Annotated in this window: 17 protein-coding genes; 2 read left to right on the plus strand and 15 right to left on the minus strand. The window is 33.2% G+C overall.

The features are described from left to right. Positions 1 to 3: 3 nt before the first annotated feature. The 12 genes from ACU1LP_RS08285 to ACU1LP_RS08340 all read right to left on the minus strand — a co-directional run bounded on the left by ACU1LP_RS08285 (position 4) and on the right by ACU1LP_RS08340 (position 18,504). A complete protein-coding gene (locus ACU1LP_RS08285; protein ID WP_445733373.1) occupies positions 4 to 1,563 on the minus strand; it encodes a family 20 glycosylhydrolase in 1,560 nt (519 codons plus the stop codon). A gap of 128 nt (positions 1,564 to 1,691) precedes the next feature. After that, positions 1,692 to 2,453 carry a 6-phosphogluconolactonase gene (locus ACU1LP_RS08290; RefSeq protein WP_445733372.1) on the minus strand — a complete coding sequence of 254 codons (762 nt, stop codon included), beginning with the start codon at positions 2,451 to 2,453 and terminating at the stop codon, positions 1,692 to 1,694. 77 nt (positions 2,454 to 2,530) lie between these two features. Then, positions 2,531 to 3,289 (minus strand): glycoside hydrolase family 16 protein, encoded by a 759-nt coding sequence (locus ACU1LP_RS08295; protein WP_445733371.1) that lies wholly within the window; start codon positions 3,287 to 3,289, stop codon positions 2,531 to 2,533. Between the two features lie 25 nt (positions 3,290 to 3,314). Further along, entirely contained in the window at positions 3,315 to 4,763 is a 1,449-nt protein-coding gene (locus tag ACU1LP_RS08300; protein WP_445736024.1) for a CBM96 family carbohydrate-binding protein, read from the minus strand. 27 nt (positions 4,764 to 4,790) lie between these two features. Beyond that, complete coding sequence (locus tag ACU1LP_RS08305) at positions 4,791 to 6,167, minus strand: RagB/SusD family nutrient uptake outer membrane protein (protein ID WP_445733369.1); 1,377 nt, start codon at positions 6,165 to 6,167, stop codon at positions 4,791 to 4,793. Between the two features lie 10 nt (positions 6,168 to 6,177). After that, positions 6,178 to 9,288, minus strand: a complete 3,111-nt coding sequence (locus ACU1LP_RS08310) for a SusC/RagA family TonB-linked outer membrane protein (RefSeq protein WP_445733368.1) — start codon at positions 9,286 to 9,288, stop codon at positions 6,178 to 6,180. A gap of 378 nt (positions 9,289 to 9,666) precedes the next feature. Then, positions 9,667 to 11,268: an aryl-sulfate sulfotransferase gene (locus ACU1LP_RS08315; RefSeq protein ID WP_445733367.1), complete on the minus strand. Its 1,602-nt coding sequence runs from the start codon at positions 11,266 to 11,268 to the stop codon at positions 9,667 to 9,669. Between the two features lie 138 nt (positions 11,269 to 11,406). Then, positions 11,407 to 13,335, minus strand: coding sequence for a glucosamine-6-phosphate deaminase (gene nagB, locus ACU1LP_RS08320; RefSeq protein WP_445733366.1), 1,929 nt, complete (start codon positions 13,333 to 13,335; stop codon positions 11,407 to 11,409). A gap of 40 nt (positions 13,336 to 13,375) precedes the next feature. Then, entirely contained in the window at positions 13,376 to 14,695 is a 1,320-nt protein-coding gene (locus ACU1LP_RS08325; RefSeq protein WP_445733365.1) for a sugar MFS transporter, read from the minus strand. Beyond that, the gene (locus tag ACU1LP_RS08330) at positions 14,692 to 15,846 is read right to left on the minus strand and encodes an N-acetylglucosamine-6-phosphate deacetylase (RefSeq protein WP_445733364.1); all 1,155 of its coding nucleotides are present in this window, start codon (positions 15,844 to 15,846) and stop codon (positions 14,692 to 14,694) included. Before ACU1LP_RS08330 ends, ACU1LP_RS08325 begins: the two co-directional genes overlap by 4 nt. A 25-nt stretch (positions 15,847 to 15,871) precedes the next feature. Beyond that, a complete protein-coding gene (locus ACU1LP_RS08335; RefSeq protein ID WP_445736025.1) occupies positions 15,872 to 17,359 on the minus strand; it encodes a sodium:solute symporter family protein in 1,488 nt (495 codons plus the stop codon). 92 nt (positions 17,360 to 17,451) lie between these two features. Further along, positions 17,452 to 18,504 (minus strand): substrate-binding domain-containing protein, encoded by a 1,053-nt coding sequence (locus ACU1LP_RS08340; RefSeq protein WP_445736026.1) that lies wholly within the window; start codon positions 18,502 to 18,504, stop codon positions 17,452 to 17,454. Positions 18,505 to 18,794: 290 nt separating this feature from the next. Between ACU1LP_RS08340 and ACU1LP_RS08345 the strand changes: the two genes are divergently transcribed. After that, positions 18,795 to 19,436 carry a carbohydrate-binding family 9-like protein gene (locus ACU1LP_RS08345; protein WP_445736027.1) on the plus strand — a complete coding sequence of 214 codons (642 nt, stop codon included), beginning with the start codon at positions 18,795 to 18,797 and terminating at the stop codon, positions 19,434 to 19,436. Positions 19,437 to 20,388: 952 nt separating this feature from the next. Here the strand turns inward: ACU1LP_RS08345 and ACU1LP_RS08350 are convergent. Further along, on the minus strand, positions 20,389 to 21,195 hold the full coding sequence (locus tag ACU1LP_RS08350) for a hypothetical protein (RefSeq protein WP_445736028.1): 807 nt from the start codon (positions 21,193 to 21,195) through the stop codon (positions 20,389 to 20,391). Positions 21,196 to 21,316: 121 nt separating this feature from the next. Here ACU1LP_RS08350 and ACU1LP_RS08355 point away from each other — a divergent pair, with 121 nt between their 5' ends. Continuing rightward, complete coding sequence (locus ACU1LP_RS08355) at positions 21,317 to 21,532, plus strand: helix-turn-helix domain-containing protein (RefSeq protein ID WP_445736029.1); 216 nt, start codon at positions 21,317 to 21,319, stop codon at positions 21,530 to 21,532. A gap of 111 nt (positions 21,533 to 21,643) precedes the next feature. On the opposite strand, the gene ACU1LP_RS08360 is transcribed toward ACU1LP_RS08355, so the two are convergent. Continuing rightward, entirely contained in the window at positions 21,644 to 22,522 is an 879-nt protein-coding gene (locus ACU1LP_RS08360; RefSeq protein WP_445736030.1) for a site-specific integrase, read from the minus strand. Further along, on the minus strand, positions 22,519 to 22,899 hold the full coding sequence (locus ACU1LP_RS08365) for an Arm DNA-binding domain-containing protein (protein ID WP_445734846.1): 381 nt from the start codon (positions 22,897 to 22,899) through the stop codon (positions 22,519 to 22,521). Before ACU1LP_RS08365 ends, ACU1LP_RS08360 begins: the two co-directional genes overlap by 4 nt. Positions 22,900 to 23,376: the final 477 nt, after the last annotated feature.

Raw genomic sequence — 23,376 nt, forward strand, 5'->3', positions numbered from 1 at the left:
AGATTATTTTAATTTAAGTAACCTATCATAAAGCACATGAACCGCTTGCACTCTCAATTCATTTTGTTCCTTTAATTCTGAATCGTAAAGAAATCCTTTGTTAAGCGTTATAAATCTTTTATTTAATTCTTTAGCATTCAATAATATTGCATCCAATTCTTTTAGTAATATTGGTGCTTGAGAACTGGTGAAATTAGGGGAATTATAATTAGATTCTATTTCTTTAAAATTTAAATAATGAATTCTTAAATCTGCCATTAATTTAAATTGTTCTAATTCTGCTTTGTTATGTTTTGCCTCTAACTTTAATAATTCGTTTCTAACTATATTATATTTATCTTTTATTTCAGCTATACTTTCACTTTTTGTAGGCTTACCATTACTTATAAGTTCTGGCTCTGCAGATAAAAAGTCCCATAATTTTAAAGCATCCTTTTTATCAAAACCAAACCTTTTACTCGCATATTCTACTACAAAATCTTGAGGATTAATAGGTTCTTTCATATCTATGGCTTTAGCGTAGCTTGCCATTAAAATTCGAAAACCAGATAACGGATATGTGTTTCTTATTTGAACCATATCTATAACATCATAACCAACATCCCAAGTAAATCCATAAACGCCAGTAGTAGACCAAGAAGTTAAAATCATTCCTTCATATCCTGCCTCTCTTGCATAAGGAATGAATTCTACTTGATTTTTAAAATGAGTTGACCAATCTGTAACATACCAATTATCTGGATGAGATCTAATAGCTGGGGCTCCCCAAAAGGTAAAACCCATTTCTTGAAGTTTAGGAATATCCCCAAAATGGTTAATTTTCCAACCATAATTCCAATCTATAAAAATGGTTTCTTTTGGTAATTCTGCTGCAGCTTCAGGGTGTTTTAGTATAATATCAGCCCACATTACAGGTTTCTTGCCCAATTCTATAACTATCTCTGTAATCATTTTCATGTAATCTACAAATAGTTTGGATTTACCTTCTTCCTTTACCTTTAATTGACATTTTTCACAATGACCTAATAAATAAGTTTCATCGCCACCAATATGTATATAATCTGAATTATGTGTTTCTGCCAAATCAGAAAATAAATCTTTAAAAAGCGCTTTACTTTCTAACGCTTCCATGGGGCATAATTGAGAAATATCTTTTCTATCTTCCTTTAAATTACTATATCTTGGATTCCTTAAAATATATTCTACGTGCCCTAAACTTTGTTGTAACGGAATTACTTTAATTCCTAAATTTTCACAATAGGAAATAAATTCTTTTACTTCCTCCCGTGTATATGAATATTCGTTGGATATAACGGCATGCTTTTTATAAGGATATGTCCCCTCCCATTCCATGACTAATGTATTAATTCCCATACCTGAAAGCTCGTTAGCAAGCTCCTTCAGTGCTTGGGGCGTCATTACCTGTATTCTTAAATCTAAATGAAAACCTTTAACTTTAAAGTCTTCTGTTTTGGTTAATGTTTGAGCTCTTAAACTTAAAGATGCGGTAAACATTACACTCGCCAATAATAAAAATTTAAAAATATTTTTATGATTCATCATATCCTTATGTAGATTTATAACTTAAGTATGGAAATTTCATTTAGAACTCATTTTCGGTTAAAAACAAAAAGTCAAGATGAGTTCTTATTTATCTTAAATTCATGTACAAAGTACATGAACTTATTTAATTATACGTTTTGTAAAGATTTTATATCTTTAAATGCCTCTTTATCAAAATAATATTTGCAATCGGGATGTGTTGTAAGTATAGATGCAGGACATGACGTATTTACGGGTTCTGTAAGTGCATTTTTTACAGCTTCGCTCTTATTTGCTCCTAGCACAACACAAAATAAATGAGTTCCTTTTAAAAGTGTTGGTATTGTTAATGTTATAGCCCTTTGAGGCACTTTATCTATGGAATCAAAACATCCATCATTTACTTGTTGTAAACGGCACGCATCGTCTAATTGAACAACTTTAACTATTTCTGGATCATTAAAATCGGCTACATGTGGATCGTTAAATGCCAAATGACCATTCTCACCTATTCCCAAGCATACTATATCAATAGGAGCTTCTTCTAATAATTTAGTGTACTTTTTTATTTCATTTGAAACATCATTATTTAAGTTGAATGTATGCTTAACTAGATCTACTTTAGAGAAAAGTTTATCTTCTAAATAAGACGAAAATAATTCTGGGGCACTAGGTTTTAACCCAATATATTCATCCATATGAAACGCTACTATTTTATTCCAATTTATTGATTTTGATGTTGTTAAATAATTGAGCATAGAGTCCTGTGAAGGTGCTGCTGCAAAAATGATTCGTATTTGTTTTTTTGTTTTCTGTAATTTAATAATACAATCTTCTATTGCTTTTCCTGCAGCTATACCCGCTGTAGCTTTGTTAGAAAGAACGTTTATATTCTTGTTAAAATCTAGCATTATTTATCAAAAAATTATTATTAAAACAAACCATAGTCCGTTTTGTTATAGGTTAAAAAAAAAATTGGGAATTACGTTTATAATATTTCAACATGATCAATAATCATTTCTGCTGGCAGATTGTTTGAAGGAGCGTTACCTCTAAATAGCCATAAATTTAATTTTAATCGTTCATCATTTTCTGGAGGAATATGGCTTCCTGTGTAAGTCCATGTCTTAATAATATCTTCTGCTTTTGGCTCTAATGTATGCCCATGATAGCTAGCAAATTCAATACTATTAGATTGCCAATTAAAAAAATGAGTTGACAAATCACTTTTTAAATTCAAATCGTAACGCGTTTTGTTGCCAACTTTATCTGAAGGTTGTATTGCAAACTGAGAACTTTGATTACCAGAGATTGACCATTTAGAAAATTCTATATCAATCTCTTCTGTATCATTTTTATAGGTGAAAAGACCTCCAACAACATTCTCATCCAATTGATCCACTCTACTAGCTACGTAAAAAACATATTTTTTATAACCTTGAGTACGACGTAATGTGACTCCTGAGCAATACCAGTTACCTGCTTTTTGTGTGATTTTTAAATGCAATCTACCTTGGTTATCTACCCAAACATTGTCTTCAGAATCTGAAAATAAATTTGGGCCAGGTCCTTGTTTTGCTTCTTCTGAAGTACGTACTACCCATTCATAACCAGAGAAATTAATAATCCTGGTTGTAGATGGTATGATGTCAATACCATCATTCTGTGCATCACTACAACAGGTTAAGCCAATTACCAAAAGTAAGCTCAATAAAAGATTTAAAGCGGATTTTATTAAAATTGACATTCTTACTGGATTATAATTAGATATATTATTGAATAGTTACGGGTATATTAAAACTATTTAGGGTGGCTCCAGATCTGTCTGCTCCAGAAACTACGATACTATCTTGTGATCCTGAACCATTGCTTATGTACACTAAATTCATAAAATCAACATCTTCTTGTGTAAATGTATCACCTACTTTTAAAATATTGGCACCTCTTATTAGCCATCCATTTTTAGGAGCTTCAACTATCTTGAATCTCATATCGCCTACAGGCGCACCTGTAACTTGTAGCACGGTATTATTGAATACAAAAGTTTCTCCTGAGGCTACTGTAAAGCCAGAATTTCTCTCAAGAATCAATTGTACGTTACCAGATGAAAGCCTTGCAATTAACATAGGAGCAAAGAACCCTCTTGTGTTTTCTTTAGAATGGAAATCGTCTGTTTCATCTCTACCAGCCTCTTGATCTATCATTAAAGAAATACGTCCTTTATTATTCAAACCTTTATAATAATCGAGCATGTCAAATTCAAATGTACTTACCTTAGATGATATGATTGTTGAAACAGGTGGTGTTGTTGGAGCTGTAGCATTATTAAATGTAAGCCCTTGTTCTGTCCATAAAGTATCAGCGACGTTGTGTACATATATTTCAATGGCTTTTGCAGCTGTGAAACTTACAGCAAGTTCAAGTTTAAAATCTACAACAACACCTTCTTTTTTAAAATCTTTCAGGTCATACATTAAATAAGTCTTTCTGTCATACGCTCCTCTACCAGTTACATTTTTTACTCTCAAAGTTGTTGTAGTTCCAAAGTTTCTAGCTGCGGAACTACCGCCATTTATATAAGTATCTGCAATTGGAAATATGGTATCTCTAACCACTTCAGGATCTGGACCAGCAGTAGCGGTAGATTTCGCAGAAAAGAATACAATGGCTGAAACTACATGTATAACACCTGTTGTCGACTTTAAATTTGAAGTTACAATTTCCCATTGTCTATTCGTTCCTTCGTTAATTAATCCTGTGTAGTTACTGCTACGAGACAAAAACATGGTTTGTCCGTTAGAACTTTGGTAGGGTATAGGGTTATTTCTTACTGAAATGTTTGGATCATCGAACGATACATAAGCATTCACAATAAGATATTTAATCACATTACGTAATATTGGCAAAGGAATTTCAGATAAATCTTGATAAGAATTGCTTCGTAAGTAATCCTTAAAAGCATTGTTAGTAGGTGCTATAAACGTTTTGCCTACACTTTTATCGTATAAATCTTGGGTGTTTGTAAGTTTTATGGCTTCTTCCAGTAAAACAAGTGAATCACTTTTTTGTATATACTCCCAAGCGGTAATGCCTAAAGGGTTACCAGAGTTCGATTTTTCGTAACTAAACTTATCTTGAATTTCACAGCTAATAAATAAACCAAAAGCCACAACTAAGAAAAAACCAAAAAAGGCACATGATGTAATTTTTTTATTTTTCATTTTATTAAATTTAAATTTGTTAAAATATTATCTGTAAAACTCATTCTGAATGAGGTTAGGATTCGTATTTAAGGCATCTTCACTTATAGGCCATACTAAATTGCCTTCAGCGCTTAAACCATTTATAGGATTCATGACACTTATAGCTCTACCTGTTCTTACCAAATCGAACCAACGGTGTCCTTCAAAGGAGAGTTCAATAAGTCTTTCATGTAATATCGCAGATTCTAAATCGCCATATAAAGTAATAGCTTGTAATTCTGTTAGTTCTGGAATATTTGCTCTTTTTCTAATTAAATTAAGTAGTTTTATGGCTTCATCTGGATTGTTCAATTTATTATGAGCTTCTGCTTTTAAAAGCATGATATCTGCTAAACGAAATAATACAATATTATTGGATGAAGGGTCTGAACTTTCATCGTTAAAACCGCGTCCAAAGAATTTCCATATTTTTCTTGGATTCGCATTGGTTACGTCGTAAATTAAGTCTTTTCTAAGGTCGCCATCTTCAAAAGAATTTCTGAAAGATACGCTTGGAAAGTAATTACTGTCGGACCCAAGGGCATAAAGTCCTCTTAATGCATTTGTTTGAATTTCATTATATCCAACTTCAAAGATGCTTTCATTAGTGTATCCAGAATTAAATATTGTAGACCAATTAGTAATGGGGACTAAAGAATATAATGGGTTATCAACAACCTTTTCGGCAGCTTCAACTGCTTCTGCATATTGTTTTTTCCACATGTAAACATGCGTTAAGAGTGCATTGGCAGCACCTTTGGTAAATAGAATTCTAGTGTTATTACCAGTGTAGTCATTTCTGCAATTATCGGCTGCAAAAATTAAATCATCAACTATCTGATCTAATACAAGTTCTTTACCTGTTTTTTGGATAAAAAAATCTTGATTAATGCTTTCGTATGGTTCAGTAATTAATGGCACATCTCCCCAAATTCTTACGGCGTAAAAATAAGATAATGCCCTTAATGCTCTAGCTTGTGCAATAAGCTGAAGGCTAAATTCGCTCTCGGTTTGAAATACTTCTGGAATATACTTGATAGCGTAGTTCGCTCTACTTATGGTTTGATATAAATTGTTCCAACTTGCAGAAGAAATATTTTGGGTAAGCGTGTTTTGTTGGAGTACTAATGGGTCTCCGGATGCATTAGTTGCTACGGCATCTGCACGTCCTTCTCCCCAATAAGCAAAATTTACACGAAAGGTAGATTGTACAGCATCATAAATACCGTAAACCCCTGCTTGAGCATCGCTGGATGTTTTATAAAATCCTGACCCAGAGAAACTACTTACGGGATCTTTATCTAATATATCATCTGCACAAGAAAAGGTAAAGAATACCACAATTCCTATTATGATTTTTGTATAGTTATTTATATGTTTCATAGTTATTTATTTAAAATCCAATATTTAAACCTAACATTATAGTTCTATTTTGAGGGTATGAACCTTCGTCAATACCTTCTCGTAATCCACTATAAGAATTTACATCAGGGTCAAAACCTGTATATCGTGTCCATGTAATTAAATTTATTGCAGAAGTATATATTTCTAACTTTCTTAAGCCCCATTTTTTTAACATTTGATCTGGGAAATTGTAGTTAAGATTTATCGTTTTCAGCTTTATATATGAACCATCTTCAACCCATCGGCTTTGAACTCTGCTGTCTGACTCTAAAGGATCATCAAAAACTGGTTTTGGATAATTAGTAACATCTCCTTGCTCTCTCCATCTGTTAAGTGCATCTGTTGAGAGGTTGTTATATCTTACTACTGAATTTCTTTGGTGGTTTATTTCACTGTAAATATCATTACCATAAGAAAATTGAAAAAACACACTTAAGCTAAGCCCTTTATATGAGAAACTATTATTGATACCTCCAAAGAAATCCGGTGTAGCATCGCCTATAACTTGTCTATCACTTCCATCTATAATATTGTCTCCATTAACATCGTCCCAAATGGGGTCTCCACCCTTAAATTGAGCACCCAATGCACCATAGGTGACTCCATTTACATTATCCTCATCGCGGGCATAAACACCATTAAACTTCCAGCCATATAACGTACCTATTGGCGAGCCTTCTCTTAATATATGATACCTCCCATTTTGAATAAAACCATTGGTTAATAAATTATCTGGAAGCTCTACAATTTGATTACGGTTTGTACTAATATTGAAATTAGTACTCCATTTAAAATCATTTACTAAATTTCGTGAATTCATCGATAATTCTGCACCTCTGTTCTCTATTTTACCAATATTTTGAGTTACAGATGAAAATCCAGTGGTTCTAGGTATTGGCACATTGTAAAGTAAATCGTCGGTTACCTTTAAATATACATCTGTACTAACTATTATTCTGTTTTTCAAAAAAGAGAGATCTAAACCAGCGTTATACTGTGTGGTTGTTTCCCATTTAAGTCCAGAGTTTGGCATAACAGATGGTGCTGCACCAGAAAAATCTAAATAATTTGCTCCTACAGCAAATTCTCCTTGAGATGTATAATTTCCAATGGCCTCATTTCCGGTTTGTCCAACACTTAAGCGCATTTTAGCATCATTTATAAGCTCTACATTTTTAAAAAATTCTTCATCAGAAAATCTCCAACCAAGAGATGCCGATGGAAAATAACCAAATCTAGTATCTCGACCAAATCTTGAAGAACCATCTGCTCTTATATTTACTTCAAATAAATATTTTTCTTTGTAATCATATGATAATCTCCCAAAATAAGATAGCAAAGAGTGTTCGGTAGTTACGTTTATATCAATGCCATTTACGTCCTGACCTTCAATGATACTGGCAGCGTTTAATGTTCTAATATTATCACTTGCAAAAAATGAGCCGTCTAGACCAGTTCTTTCATTTTGCCATTCTTGAAAACTAAAACCTGCTAAAGCTCCAAAATTATGGTTAGATTTAAAGGTTTTATTATAAGTCAGAAATGTTTCATTTCCCCATGTTAAATTATTTATAGATCTAACACCACCTGTATTTAAACCTGGACGAAAATCTAAAGTTGAAGGAATAAAATTATCCTCTTTCATATTTATAAAGTCTAAATTAAGATTACTTCTAAATTTAAGTCCTTTTAAAATATTATACTCAATATATTGGTTACCTATAATACGGTTGCTTTTATTAAGATTTGTTGCTAATTCAGCTAACCCAACTGGATTTCTTCTACCAAAAACATAGCCGTTGTATGATCCATCTGGTAAAAACATCGCAAAAATTGGCGGACGGATTAATAACTCTCTAATAATACTTAAATTATTTGTTCCACCAGCATTTATTCTTCTGTTAACCGAATTTGTATAAGATAAACTTTGGCCAAAGGTCACCTTATCAGAGACTTTCATATCAATATTTAACCTAGAAGTAACCCGTTTGTAATTTGAGTTTAAAATAACACCGTCCTGATTTAGAAATGATGTACTCCAGGCATACTTAACATTATCTGTACCTCCTCGTAGAGAAAGATCTACTTTGTATTGTGTTGCTGCTCTTAATAATTCATTTTGCCAATCTACATCTCCATTATTTCTTGGATTTAAAGAATCTAAAACAATGGCATTTGGTGTCACAGGATTATCCATGTTTCTATAAGCATCAATTATTGCTTGTCTATATTGACTTGCATTTAGCACACTAAGTGTTCTAGGTATTTCACTAATACCAGTAAAAAGATTTACATCCAACTGAGCTTTACCCAAAGAACCTCTTTTGGTTGTAATCAAAATAACGCCATTAGCGGCACGAGATCCGTAAATAGCGGTAGAAGCAGCATCTTTAAGTATTTCTATGGATTCAATATCATTAGGATTGATATCTGATAACGGGTTCAACCCAAAATTTTCAGTACCATTTAATGTAGAGAGCGAACTGGATTCTATTGGGATACCATCTACAACATAAAGAGGCGTATTGCCAGAATTCAGAGACGAATTACCCCTTACTTTTATTGACATACCTCCGCCAGGGGAGCCTGAATTTGAAACGACTTGAACACCAGCAGCTCTACCTTGAATGGCAGAAATGGGATCTTGTAAATTGGATTCGCTAATTTCCTTACTGCTAACTGAAACTATGGAGCCCGTTAAATTTCGTTTCTTTTTTACACCGTAGCCAATAATAATCATTTCATCGAGTTCATCTGTAGATGATTGCATAGTAACATTTATTACATTTTTTGCACCTACATTAACTTCTTTGTCTGTGTAGCCTAAGTAAGAAAATATCAAAACAGCTTCTGGCGATACGTTTTGTAAGGTGTAACTTCCATCAATACCGGATGATGCACCTTTAATAGTTCCTTTTACAATTATATTTACTCCAAATAAAGCTTCGCCAGAAACTTCATCAGTAATTTCACCTGAAACAGTTAGGTTTTGTGAAAACCCATTTGTTGCAAAAAAATAAATTATAAATAAGAAAATTGATTTACTTAGGAATTTGCATTTTATTTCATCTAAAAAGCGTTTGTAAATAAGTTTTTTCATAAATTGATATGTGTTAGTTTTTTCAAAAATATACAAAATTTATAATTTATGCAAACGTTTGCATGCTTTTTTAAAATTATAAGAAATAGTGATTTTTATTATAATATATTAGTACATATTGATATAATTACTATCCAAAAACTATAAAATATTAGAATGTGAGGTGCAAACGTTTGTATTTTTTTAATTATTTATTGACAATTTCATGTAGTATAATCAAGTAAAGCTTCCAATTTCAATAAGGCGGTGGTTTAAAGACTTTTAGAATTTACAATAAAAATTTTATTTATTTACTATTTCTAAACACAGCTTATATGTTGTAGTAGGCTTAAAAATGAGTAGACATTATACCAAAATTACTTCTGACGTGAAAAGAAATTAATTAATTATAATTTTTAAGCGCTTAATAATGTTATCTTTTTTAAGCTCAATAATATAAAGACCTGATATTACATGAATAGGTAAATAATCATTTAGAAAGTTTTTAGCAGTGAAAACGATTCTTCCATTAATATCAATTATTTTTATGGTATCCAGTTCAATTATTTGATTGAATTTAAGCGTATTATTTGTTACTGGATTTATAATTTTAAGATTTTTAATTTCAAATTCATCTTTACTTAATGTGATGCAATTATTTGAAATACTGTTTTCATTTTCAATAATACCTTTAGGTGTTAAATCTTTTCCAGAAAAGCCAATATAATTACTGGGATATTTTTCAGCTCTAAATATGGCATTAAAATTTTGAGAAACAGATTCAAATTGATTAAATATAACAGTGCCCGTTGGGTTTCTATAAGTCCAAACCAGATCTCCAGTTTTAGTTATTTCTGAAACTCGACCAGAAGAAGTCTCACAAATTATAAAGTTACCATTGGGAAGGCCATGAGTTCCTGATCTTCTAGCTTCATACATTACTTTACCCATTATAGAACCACTCCAAGACCAATTAAAATCTATTGGGTTAAATGTATTGTTCGTTTTTGTGTAAGTATTATTATTTATATCGGGTGTAATTAAGTGGATGGAGCTGTATGGCCTAATAGTGCCTTCGCCATTGTTAAAAACAGATATTTTGCCTTCATCTAAATAACCAGATTCTACCCATTTTACATCGTGTTGTAAAAATAGTTTTTGGTTTTCAGTACCACCTTGTTTATAAGCGTGCGGGTTACCCCATCGCCATAAAATAGCGCCTCCAAGATTGGAATTACCGCCTGTGTTCCCAGCGGCTTCAAGAGTTGTTGTGCTGTGATCTATAATATAAATTTCATTTAAATCTCTTGCAGAAATAATAATTTGATCCAGATTTGCATTGTAGTCAATCGCATTTACATGAGTAAAACCAATATCAAGAGTTTCAACATTGGGATCTGTATAATTTATATCAATTCGTTCTGGATGATTTTCAATAATGCCAAAATTTGGTTTTGTAGTATCGTAATTTTGAATGAGATGATCAAAAAATTTCCATTCCCAAACAATTTCAGCAGCATTCGTACCCATGGGTTTTATTTCAACTATTTTATCAAGGTCGATAGTTTGATCTACTTTTAAAGGATCTTTGCCCTGCGCAATAATTTCTGCTTTTGTATACGTATCTCTTACAACACATAAAATATTTCCATTGGGTAGTGGCTCAATATCGAGACTTTGATTTAAACCGTTGGCAGTCATATCATAACTCCATAATAAGGTATTGTCCCAATCTCTAATTTCCAAATTAGTATCACCTGCTCGCAGCAATGTGCCATTTTGTAACAGATAGCAAGTCGCATTTGGTAATTCTGTAAAAGTCCATTCATTAATTTTTTCGCCACAGTTATTAATTAAATATGCCTGCGTATTTGATAAAGGTGTAAACAAAGTATAACCATCGCTTACGTTGTTATTAGTAAAAAGCAAACCAACGGTTGGGGTTTGCGACCTAACCACAGAAACAGTTAAAATGAAGACGAATGTTATTTTTTTTATCATAATATTTTTTATCGTTAGGGGAGTTCAAGTAATAAGTGCAATATAAAATTCAAAAATAAAGAATAAAAAATAAAAATGCAAACGTTTTCAGACTGATTGATTTACCTATTCTAAAGCTGAAACTTTTTATGTATTGTTTTAATATTTCCACCTAACAAAAGCTTCCATGGCAGCATAGTGTGACAAACCTAGTTCATCATACAATTCGGCGGTTTCCTTATTTCTATCTTCAGCCCGTTGCCAAAATTCCCTACTATCTGTGCCTTGAAATACAACACCATCTTTTTGTGATTGGTGCTTGAAAATACCTTTACGCTTTTCCAAAACTTGGTCTGGTCCCATAGGAACCGCCATTTCTATTTCATCCATGCCCCATTCTTGCCATGCACCTCTATATAGCCAAACCCAACAGTCTTTCATGAATTTTTTAGGTTTTAGTTCCTTTACTGCTGCAAAAACAGCATCCAAACAGACTTTGTGGGTACCGTGTGGGTCTGCCAGGTCACCTGCCGCATATATTTGGTGGGGTTTTATTTTTTCTATTAAATCTGCCGTGATTTTTACATCCGCTATACCAATAGGATTCTTTTTTATGGCACCCGTTTCATAAAACGGCAGTTCCATAAAATGAATCTGTTCGTCAGGAATTCCAATAAAATGGCATGTAGCCCGTGCTTCCCCTTTTCTAATCAATCCCTTAATATATCTTACTTCTTGAGTATCTATTTCACTCGATTTTTTGTTTTTTAGAAAGGTTGCTGCTTTTTTATAAATGGCTTCGGCCTCTGTGTTTTCTATCCCAAATTTTTCGTTGTAATCACATACAAAACTTGCAAAACGAAGTGCTTCATCATCTGCTACTGCTATATTCCCAGAGGTTTGATAACCGATATGGACTTCATGTCCTTGCTCATGTAGCCTTTTAAAAGTTCCTCCCATACTGATGATGTCATCATCTGGATGCGGGCTAAAAATAATAACTCGCTTTTTTGATGGTTCTGCACGTTCTGGTCGTTTACTGTCATCTGCATTTGGTTTTCCTCCAGGCCATCCTGTAATGGTATTTTGTAGTTTATTAAATATTTTAATATTAATATCGTACGCTGGTCCTGAATCCGCCAACAGATCGCTCATACCGTTTTCAATGTAATCGGCATCCGTCAACATTAAAATGGGTTTCTTTAAATGAAGGGCTAAACTCAATACAGCTTTTCTAATAAGCTTATCTGTCCACACAATTTTTTCAACCAACCAAGGCGAATCTATTCTTGTCAGTTTTGAGGCAGCAGCTTTGTCCAGAATAAAAGTAGCGTTATGATGTTCCTGTAAATAAGATGCTGGTACACGATTGGTTACTTCGCCTTCTGCTGAAGCTTTAATAATATTGGCCTTTCTTTCTCCCCAGGCCATAAGAATGACTCTTTTGGCCTCCATTATTTTTTTAACACCTAGTGTTATTGCCGTTCTAGGTGTGTTTTCCAAACCAGAAAAATCACCACTTGCGGCCACTCTTGTAATGTGGTCCAATGCTACCAACCGTGTTTTTGAGTTTTGAAGCGAACCGGATTCATTGAACCCGATATGCCCATTGCCTCCAATACCTAAAACCTGTAAATCGATACCTCCCAATGCTTCAATTTTTGCTTCGTAAGCGTCACAATAACTAGCTATATCTTCTTTGGACAATAATCCGTCTGGAACGTGATAGTTTTCAGGTAATATATCTACATGATTGAACAGCTGTTCTTTCATAAAACGAACATAACTATTTACGGAATCTGGTTCCATAGGATAGTATTCATCTAGATTGAAGGATATCACATTTTTGAAACTTAACCCTTCTTCTTTATGTAAACGCACCAACTCTGCATATAATCCTTTTGGCGAAGATCCTGTTGCCAAACCTAATATACAAGGTTGCTTTTGGGTTTGTTTTACACTTATTAAAGCTGCAATTTCTTTAGCTACTGCCTTGGAAGCCTGGGTTGAATTTTCATAAACTAAAGTGCCTATATTTTCAAATCGTTTTTCGAAACCTGTGGCTTTATCTATATTACTTTTTAACATGCTTTATTATTTATAATTACTACTGCTTTAATTAGTTTATTTAATGTTTAGTCCAGCTTTTGAATTTATGTCCCCAAACAGCAAAAAAGAGAATGATGGCATAACATGGAATAAGAATCCAATAACTTCTTGTTGATGCCGTTGCCATGGCATCAACTTGTTGCACCCCTTCTGTAATTAATTCATGTTTATTGGCGTCAACAATTCTTCCGTATAACGGTGGTATGATAGCCCCACCAGAGATTGCCATAATTAATAATGCTGATGCTGTTTTTGTGAATTTACCCAAACCTTCTAAAGTCAGTGGCCAAATAGCAGGCCATACCAAAGCATTGGCAATTCCAAGCGCTGCCACAAACATCACAGAGGTAAAACCAGTTGTGTTTAAAATACAGAGACTGAAAACAATCCCTAAAAGTGCACTGATTGTCAACGCCATTTTTTGCTTCATATACTTTGGGATTAAAAACACCCCTAAAGCATACGTGGCAACCATTGCCAAAAGTGTATAGGTGGTAAAAAACTTGGCTTCCTCGCCCGTAAACCCTAAAGAAATTCCATATGCAATAATGGTATCTCCAGCAATTACCTCAGCGCCCACATATACAAAAAGCGTTAAAACACCTAACCATAAATGTGGAAACTGGAAAACACTTGTTTTTGTAATTGTACCGACTTTTATATCTTCTTCTTCCATTGTTTCAACATGTGGCAATGGCGCTTTTCTAATTAAAATACCCAATAAAAACAATACTATAGCCATCACTAAATATGGTACAAATACACTGTCTGCCATCGTATCAAGAAGTACCGCTTTTTCCTCTATCCCTGCATTGATTACTTTTTCCTTTACCTCGTCTATTCCCGATAATAATATGGCTGCAAATATCAAAGACCCCAGAGCTCCTGCCGTTTTATTGGCAATGCCCATAATGGCGATACGCTTTGCCCCACTTTCAATAGGGCCTAAAATGGTAATATATGGATTTGCAGCTGTTTGTAAAATAGTCATGCCGATACCCTGAATGAAAATTCCAGATAAAAATACCCAATACGTTCTTGCCTCAGCCGCTGGGATAAATACCAAAGCACCAACCGACATGACAATAAGCCCTAATGACATCCCTTTTCGGTAACCGATCTTATTTAAGATATAAGAAGCTGGCAACGCCATTACCACAAACGAAATATATGAGGCAGAAGCAACCAGGTAAGATTGGGCGTCTGTTAGCTCATTGATGGTTTTCATGAATGGAATCAGCGCGCCGTTAATCCAAGTGACAAACCCGAATATGAAAAATAAACTGGCTATAATTATTATAGGGACTAGATTGTTCTTGCTGGTAGATGCGGTTGTCATATCGTATTATGTGATTTTTTGTTAGTCGTATATATCTGTTTCCCAGATTTGAAAGCTCTTAAAATATATATGGAATTTTTTTTTAATTTAAACAAAACAAAATCATCATGATTACTTGATAAGTTTACCAATTCCTGGGGTTTTATGGAGGCCAAAGACCAAACTTCAATTAAACTCAACATATTACTTGAATAAAGTTTGTTAACACAATCCAGCAAAGAAACAGCCGATCCTGCTAACACATTCTCATTGTTATAGGTAGAAAGCCTTCCTCCTTTTTCTAATTTTACTTTTCCACCAATGTGAGATTGGTAAACACCTGCTTCCATTCCAGCAAACATGGTAGAATCACTAACTAGAATAAGATTCTTTTTTTTAACCTCAAGTACTATTTTTAAAAAATTATCAGGTAAATGAAAGCCATCAGCTATAATACTTGGCGTTAAATCGTTATTAGCTAATTGATCAAAAATAATATTTGAATTTCTATGAAGCGATAAAGGTGCACCATTTCCTAAGTGTGTGGACATTTTAGCACCTGCGTTAACTGCAGCATTTATTTGCTCGCTACTTGCCACAGTATGCCCAATTGAAACAATAATATCATTGGCAGCACACTTAGCAATAAAATCTATAGAATTATCCCACTCTGGACTTATTGTAATGATTTTGATTCTATTTCCTGATGCTTCTTGAAATATTTTGAACAATTGCCAGTCGGGTGCTTTAATGTAATCTTTAGAATGTGCACCCGAAGCTTCATTTACTGGTGAAATAAACGGGCCTTCCAAATGAATACCACTTACATAAGAATCAATTAAAGGATTTTGTAAACACAGTTCATTTATATTTTTCAGAAGATTTATAATATTGTCGTCTGAATTTGTAATAACCGTTGGAAAAAAGGACAACACCCCTTCTTTTGATAAATTATTGATAACCTTAAGGAAATCGTTTTCAATGATGGGAAACGTATTAAAATCGACTCCAGAAAAACCATTTATCTGAAGATCTAATAAACCAGGGCCGACAAAAACTGTTTCATTATCTTTAATGCCCATCTCTTTTCTTGAGACTACTAAATCATCATCAATTACTATTTGAATTAATTCGTTTGAAATACAGTCCACACAATTAATTATTTCTTTCATTCTACTCTATTTCAATATTATAAAATTAATGGTCAGATTTTTTATCAATAGCCTCTAGCAACTCTAAAACCTCTGGAGACACATTTTTTTTTCGATTTATAAAACCAAAAAAGATGTATAAAAAAACAGAAACGATTAAAGGCAAACTTATCTCCAGTGCAAAAGGCAGACTGAAAGAGAAAATTTTAATTAAAGCAAAACTTATCAAACCTCCAAAAATAGAAACCAATGCCGCAGTTGAACCACTTCTTTTAAATAAAGGAAGCATTCCTAATAACATAGGCACCGCAATAGGTCCTACCAAGGCTGCAAACCACGCCACAATGAGACCTAAAATACCACCAAAAGATTCATATTGGGTTGCTATAACTATCGTAAAAAAAATGAAAATAAAAGTAACTTTACGTGCTACTATTAATGGATTTATTGAGTTAGAAACATTAAATCTTTTAAAGTGAAGTGGTAATATATCTCTGGTTATTACTGCTGAAATGGTATTAGCATCACTAGATGTCATAGACATAGTGGTTGCAAACATGGAAGCCAATACTAATCCTATCATCCCTTTAGGCAAGAGGGTGATTGTTAAAAGTCCGTAAGACTCTGTGGGGTCTTCCAAATTGGGCAATAAAATAGGTGCTGCCCACATTGGGAAAAATAATATTAATGGCCAGACTAAGTATAAAACACCCGATAATATGGCGGCCCTTTTTGTATTTAACTCATTAGGCGAAGAAATATACTTTGTTGCTAAATTCCAAGTACCTCCATTATAACTCAACATATTTATAAATAAGAAAGCTAAGGCAAAACCAACTGTATAAGGATCTGTAAAAGGTTCACTATTTTTAGCAGGTAATTGATCCCAAATGGTAAAAACAGAATCTAAACCACCCAATTTGGACGTAGCGGCAAAAAACATAGCAGTACCTGCCCCTATTTGGACAATAAACTGTATAAAATCACTTACTGTTACCGCCCACAATCCTCCTATTGTTATGTAAACAATGGAAATACCTCCAGAAAAAAGCACGCCATAAAGTATAGGAATTCCAGTAAACACTTTTAATAAAATAGCAATGGCTGCCCATTTAGCAGCTACATCAAATAGTTTTAGAATAACACCACTCCAAGCTATAACTTGTTGTGTTTTTATACCATATCGTATGGAAAGGTATTCTAAAGGCGATTGAATCCCTATTTTTTTTCGCAATCGCACCCATCGTACTGGAAATATATTAATGGTCACTAAAATTGAAATACCAACCGTCATCGCCCACCAAACATATATAGAAAACCCATGTGTATAAGCTAATCCGGCATAAGCAACAAATACAGCACCACTGTAACCCGACACATGATGGGAAATACCAGACAACCACCATGGCAAATTACCTCCAGCAGTAAAATAATCATCAGAGTCTTTATTTTTATAATGTGCCCAAACCCCAATAACTAACATAAGTAAAAAAAATATAATAATTACAATCCAATCTAATAGTTGCAGTGTCATGTTGTTCTCTATTTAAGTTGCTAAATTACGGTAACGTACCTCAAAAATATAAAAAAAAAGATACTAACCTAATTTAATTTTAAAAAAAACAGCTAATAATATTTATAATTCTTCTTGGTTATTATATCTAAAGGCATGATAATTTCTTTTTCAACCTCCTTTTTAAGCACGAGGTGCTCAAATAGCTTAAAAATAGCTTGATACCCTTGTTCTTCAGGGCGTTGACAAATTAAAAAATCTATAATGTCTTTTTCAAGATATTCTATATCATCATTAAAAAAATCATATCCAATAAGGTATATTTTATCAGCCTCTCTTTTATCAAAATACTTTGCGATATAAGCGACTTTGGAATTGGGTATAAAAACACCCTTAATCTTCGGGTTATTTTTTAAAGTTCGAGTTAAAATACTTTCGAAACCATTTTTACTAAAATCGGTTACAACTAAAGACTTAGTAACGATGGCATTATTTTTATCCTTCAAGTAAGCATTCATTCCCTTTTCTTTCAACCCTATGATATCTTCTGTATCCATAGTGTCTTTTAAATGTAGAATTAGAATTTCACCTGAATTAAAACAATAATTAAATAATTGAGCAGCCAGTTCTCCGCTTTCAAATAGTGGTTGCTGGATACTACACAATGAATCTATTTTCCGTACGTTTGAATCTATAAAAACATAGGGACGATTCTTATCTTTACAATCCTCCAATAAAATTTCTGTCTCATCAGCAAATTTAGAAGTCAAAACCAACCCGTGAATATCGCTATTGATCAATTCAAGTATCTTCTTTCTAATTTCTTTGTTATTATCTTGTTTAAAGGTGTAAGTTTTAATTTTGATACGATATTGTGCTAATTCCCTTTGGGCTTTTATAATGCCTTTCATAGGAAACTCCCAATACCCAGATCCTTCTGAAATGCTAGGTAACAAAACACCTAAAACAATTTTTTTGCTTTTTGAAAGGCTACTAGCCATTATATTAGGCTGATAACCCATTTTTTCTATCACTTTTAGGACTTTATCTTTTGTTTTTTTACTTACCCCTGATCGATTATGAATTACACGATCTACCGTTGCCAAGGCAACATTTGCTGCTTTAGCGACATCTTTAATTCCAATTATTCGTTCATCATTATCCATACTGAATTCATTTTATCTGTTAAAACAAACAGACTAGACACATCTTAAAAACTTGTATTATGTTAGACCACAAATAAATCACACAGATGTTTCATTAAATTAATTTAAAGCTTTAAATTGATTGTAAAATTTACTTTTAACCCGAAAATTAATCATTATATAATTAATTATCTCTATGAGATTAATTTAAAACATTAAATTTAATTATATTTACGGTAACGAAACTCAATTCTAACAATAAAAAACATAAAAGCCCCAAATTTAAGTATTAATAAGAATAAAAATATTTTGTGAAAAAAATAACAATCCCGAATACAACTAAATCTTCAACCAAAGAAAAAGGCTTTAAAAAGGTTTTTAAATTGTTCAATTATAACAATTTAGATCAATATCCATGGGGAAAAACTGATGGATACCAAAAAATACGTTTTAAAATTGCTCACGATAATAATAATATTTATTTACATTATAATATTATTGAACCCGAAATAATTGCGAGATATTCAAAACACAACGATCCCGTTTGTAAAGACAGTTGCGTAGAATTTTTCATAGCTTTTGAAGAAGACACGAACTATTATAATTTTGAATTCAATTGCATAGGAACATGTTGCCTTAAATGGGGACCCGATAGACATAATAGACAATCTATAGACAGTCAAATAATAAATTTAATTAAAGTTAAAACTAAAATAAAACGAGTACACAAAAAAGAGTTAACGACATTTAATTGGAAAATATTTATAAAAATTCCGTTAAAGACTTTTTATTACAGTAATATAAAATCTCTTGAAAACATTAAAGCAAGGGCAAATTTTTACAAATGTGGTGACGACCTATCTAAACCTCATTATATCACTTGGAACAATATAAAATCTGAAAATCCCGACTTTCATTTAAAATCCTACTTTGGATATGCTAAATTTAATTAATATAACTTAACTTCTATTGAAAGAAAGCTATATGTAAATAACATTGCGAATCTAAGGGAATAGCAAGAGGGCAACGCGCTGTCGCGGCGTTGCGTTATTTAATATATTTAAAACAACTGTATTTCAGTTAGTTAAAATATCATGAAACATGTTTGTTACATTCTGTAAACACCATATTATGTTAATGCCCTTGAAAACGCCTATAAACACTAGAATCTATTAACATAATCAAACACGAAATGACCCCATCTTTGATACGAACTTGAAGACATGAGGTTGGTCAAAAAAGCTTTTTGGATCTAATCACTAGTCTCTTAAATTACTATTGTGGTATACAACATCATAAAATATAAAATTAGAAAAAAAAATGCTCTTTGATCTACCGCGCTCGCTTAGGACGAGCTTGCTTCATTTTTAAAGCGATAGATTCTCAACGCTCAATGTAGAATTAAAAGAAAAACCATTTTTAAAAAGCCAGCCTCTAAATCCATCCCTTTAAAAACGTTTTTTTCTTTTCAATAGCAACCTTTTTAATCTTTAGATATTATTTTAGTAATGCTTTTTTTGCAATACATTTAGTCCAGTTGCAAAATATCAATAACCATTTCCAATGCTTTTATTACACTTGATATTAGGGTTATATTTTCATGCTTTGGCGTTACAAAACTACTGCTACCATACAATGGATAATGGCACACTTATATTAGAGTTGATATACTGCTCATGATATCTTCGTTTTTAAATATCTATAAACCAATGGTTTTTCTTTATCCATCCCTATGAAGTTTGGTTTGTACATCTGAAAAGCTAATTATTAGTTTCTTTATTGCTTTTATTTTTATGTTTTCTTTTTTTCATTGACTTGTTGTGTTTAAGTTTTTATTGGTTCAACGGGTTTGCAATGGATTTTTTTAAGTACTTCAAGTTGGTTATCCCCCAAAATTCTGGCTTCTTAAAAGAACCGTTCGCATCGGTCAAAGGCTCTTTCCGCCTCCCTGTCCGAGAACTCGTTTCTGGTCTTGAAGCGCATGATATGGTGCGCATTGCAGAGCATATAGTGGATGCGGTGCTGCCCATAGTTCTTTTTTGGGAACATGGTCTCTGGCAAATTGGTAAAGTGGCTGCACAGGTGCAACATATAGGACAGTGAATAATGGTGTGGCTTGAATTCCCAATATATGTATAACAGCCCCAAGCATATCTGTTCCATGGCATGGTGCATGGTCGATAATCTGGAAATGGTATCTTCCTTGGGCTCTATGCTGTCCAAAATGGAGAGCAGGTACCCGGCCCGATCCATGCGTGTCTTCCACGCTTTCTGGATTTCCGTATAGACAGTCTCATGGGTGAACAACTCGGAGTTCATGAACCTTGACAAGGCTTTGGTCTCTTTATAAAGACATGATGCTTCATGTATGGTGCGTTTTAAAAAGCTGTCCCCAAAATCCAGTTTTTTAATGGTATTTGCCAAGGTATAATAAATTACATAGACCCTGCACCGCTGGTGCATCTTGTTGTAGAGGTCGTCCATGAAGTCTCCCAATCCTTTGGACATGGGCTTATGACCAATTATCAGCAGGGTATAGGTAGTTGATTTTTGGGGCTTAATATCGCTTGCGGATATCTTGATGTCCTGTTTCTTTTTTTTCCTAAATATACTTATGACATATACCGAATGTAAGGGCAGCTCTTTTTTTAATAGGGATAAAAGTTCCTCATGTAAAGGAAAGTTTTTCTTTGTTTTGGTCTTAAGTTCCATGGCATATTTATTAGGTTATCTATAATACTGTCGTATTATTATATGACAAATATAATAAAAAATGTGCTTTGTCATATTATTATATGACAATAATGTAGTGCAATAATATGACATTTGTTATATGACCAAAGACCAGTTAAGTAAAAAAGTTGGAAAAAGAATCGTTGAGATTCGATCTAAAAATTGTTTGAGCCAATCGGATTTAGCCCGTGCCTGCGGAAAAGACCGTCAGGCTATTGAAAAAATTGAAAATGGGAAGGTAAACTCGACCACATATTCTTTATATATGATAGCTGAAGCTTTAGAGGTTAATCTTTATGAGCTTTTTAAATTTTAAAATGGTTTAGATTCATTTTATTAAGTTTTCTGTTTTTTAGTTGTAAAATTCCCATTCAATACACTCCCGTCTTCTTGTGAAGAGTGCATTGAAAGGGAATTCTATTTAAGCTTAAAAAAATAATTGTTTTGGTTGTTCTTCTGATTGTAGCTTCTTGGTCTTAAATCTTTGCAAGAGGTTGCTTATATCCTCGCTAATCTTTGTCTCCACTACCCGTGCATAGATCTGTGTGGTCGATAATTTGGCATGTCCCAAAAGTTTGGAAACCGTTTCTATGGGTACGCCATTGGACAGCATAACGGTTGTGGCAAAGGTATGTCTGGCAACATGGAAGGTCAGGTTTTTATAGATGCCGCAATCCTTTGCTATTTCCTTTAGATAGGCGTTGGTCTTTTGGTTGGAGCTCAATGGCAGCAGGTTTTTTTCATAGTTGTTTTCTGAAATATCTTTATACTTTTCCAATATTTCCAAGGCTTTGGGCAAGATGGGCACTTTGACGGTTTCGTTAGTCTTTTCCCGTTTGGTAAATATCCAATGGTTATTGTCTATTCCCCGTGCAATTTGCTTTGTTGTAAGCTCTTTAACATCGATATAGGATAATCCTGTGTAACATGAAAAAATAAAACAATCCTTGACCCTTTCCAAGCGTTCATTTTTATAATATGTATTTTCCAATGATTCCAATTCCCTTTCCGTCAGATAAGCCCTGTCATATTTATCAAACTTCATTTGAAATTTGGCAAATGGATTCTTTAGCATCCATTCCAGTTTTACAGCAAGGTTTATCATTTTCTTGAAACGCTCCAAGTGTTTCATAACGCCATTGTTGCCTAACATAAGTTGCTTTTTATTGTTCTTATAGTGTCTCAGATTCTGTTCAAAATCACAGATAAAACGGTAGTTCAATTGTTTTAAATAGATATCGTTTGTTTTTAGTTTTTGGCTGAGGAATTTATCCAAGAACTTTTCTGTGGTAGAATAATTTTTCATGGTACCATGCTTAAGTACGCTGACCATATTTGTATTGTGATAGGTTTTAGGCTTTTGTGGTTATCGTCCTCTCCCAAGTAACTTGACTTAATGGCATTTGCGGTAATGATTTTGGATTCTTCCAACAACTGTCTATGGCAATCCAGTAATTGGCTGTAAACCTGGTCCAAATAAGAGTTCAGAACCCTTATTTTATAAGTGCTTCCACGTCCCCTATTTTTCGAACTGTCCCATTCTTTAATGAGAACTGTTCTTTTAAGGCTGATTTCTGAACGTTGTCCAGTGACGGTAATGCGAACGTAGATAGATAGCTCGTTCGCGCTGCTTCTTGATTTTCTGGTGAAGAAAATAATTGAAAAGGTGCTGTTTGTCTGCATTTTTAACGGCTTTAGTTTGACATTTTTTTAAAAACGAAAGTCAAATTGCTTTTAAATGCTCTTTAAATCTACAACAATTTTGGCGGTAAAGTGCATACCTGATTGCACACCTTTTATATGTTATTATTTGATTCCGATTGAAACCAATAAAAACAAAAAACACTGATAACCATACGATTAACAGTGTTTTGATACTTCCTATTGCTAGGTTCGTCGGGGTGCCAGTAGTAATTATTTTAACGTGAATAACGGATAAGAAAATTAAGATTGAATTTTTCTTTTTCCCTCCCTAAAGGGTGTAAAAATTCCTGAAATGTAGAAAATGTATCACCCTTTAGGGTTGGGGAAGGGCCATTTTTGGCTCAATAGGGCTATCATTATTCACGTTATTTTAATACCATAAGATGTTTTTGTCATGTATTGTAGTGGTTTTTAATACTGAACTGGTTTAAACTTTTTTGATTGAAAGGAAATCCC

It is taken from the genome of Mariniflexile sp. (genome assembly GCF_052728615.1).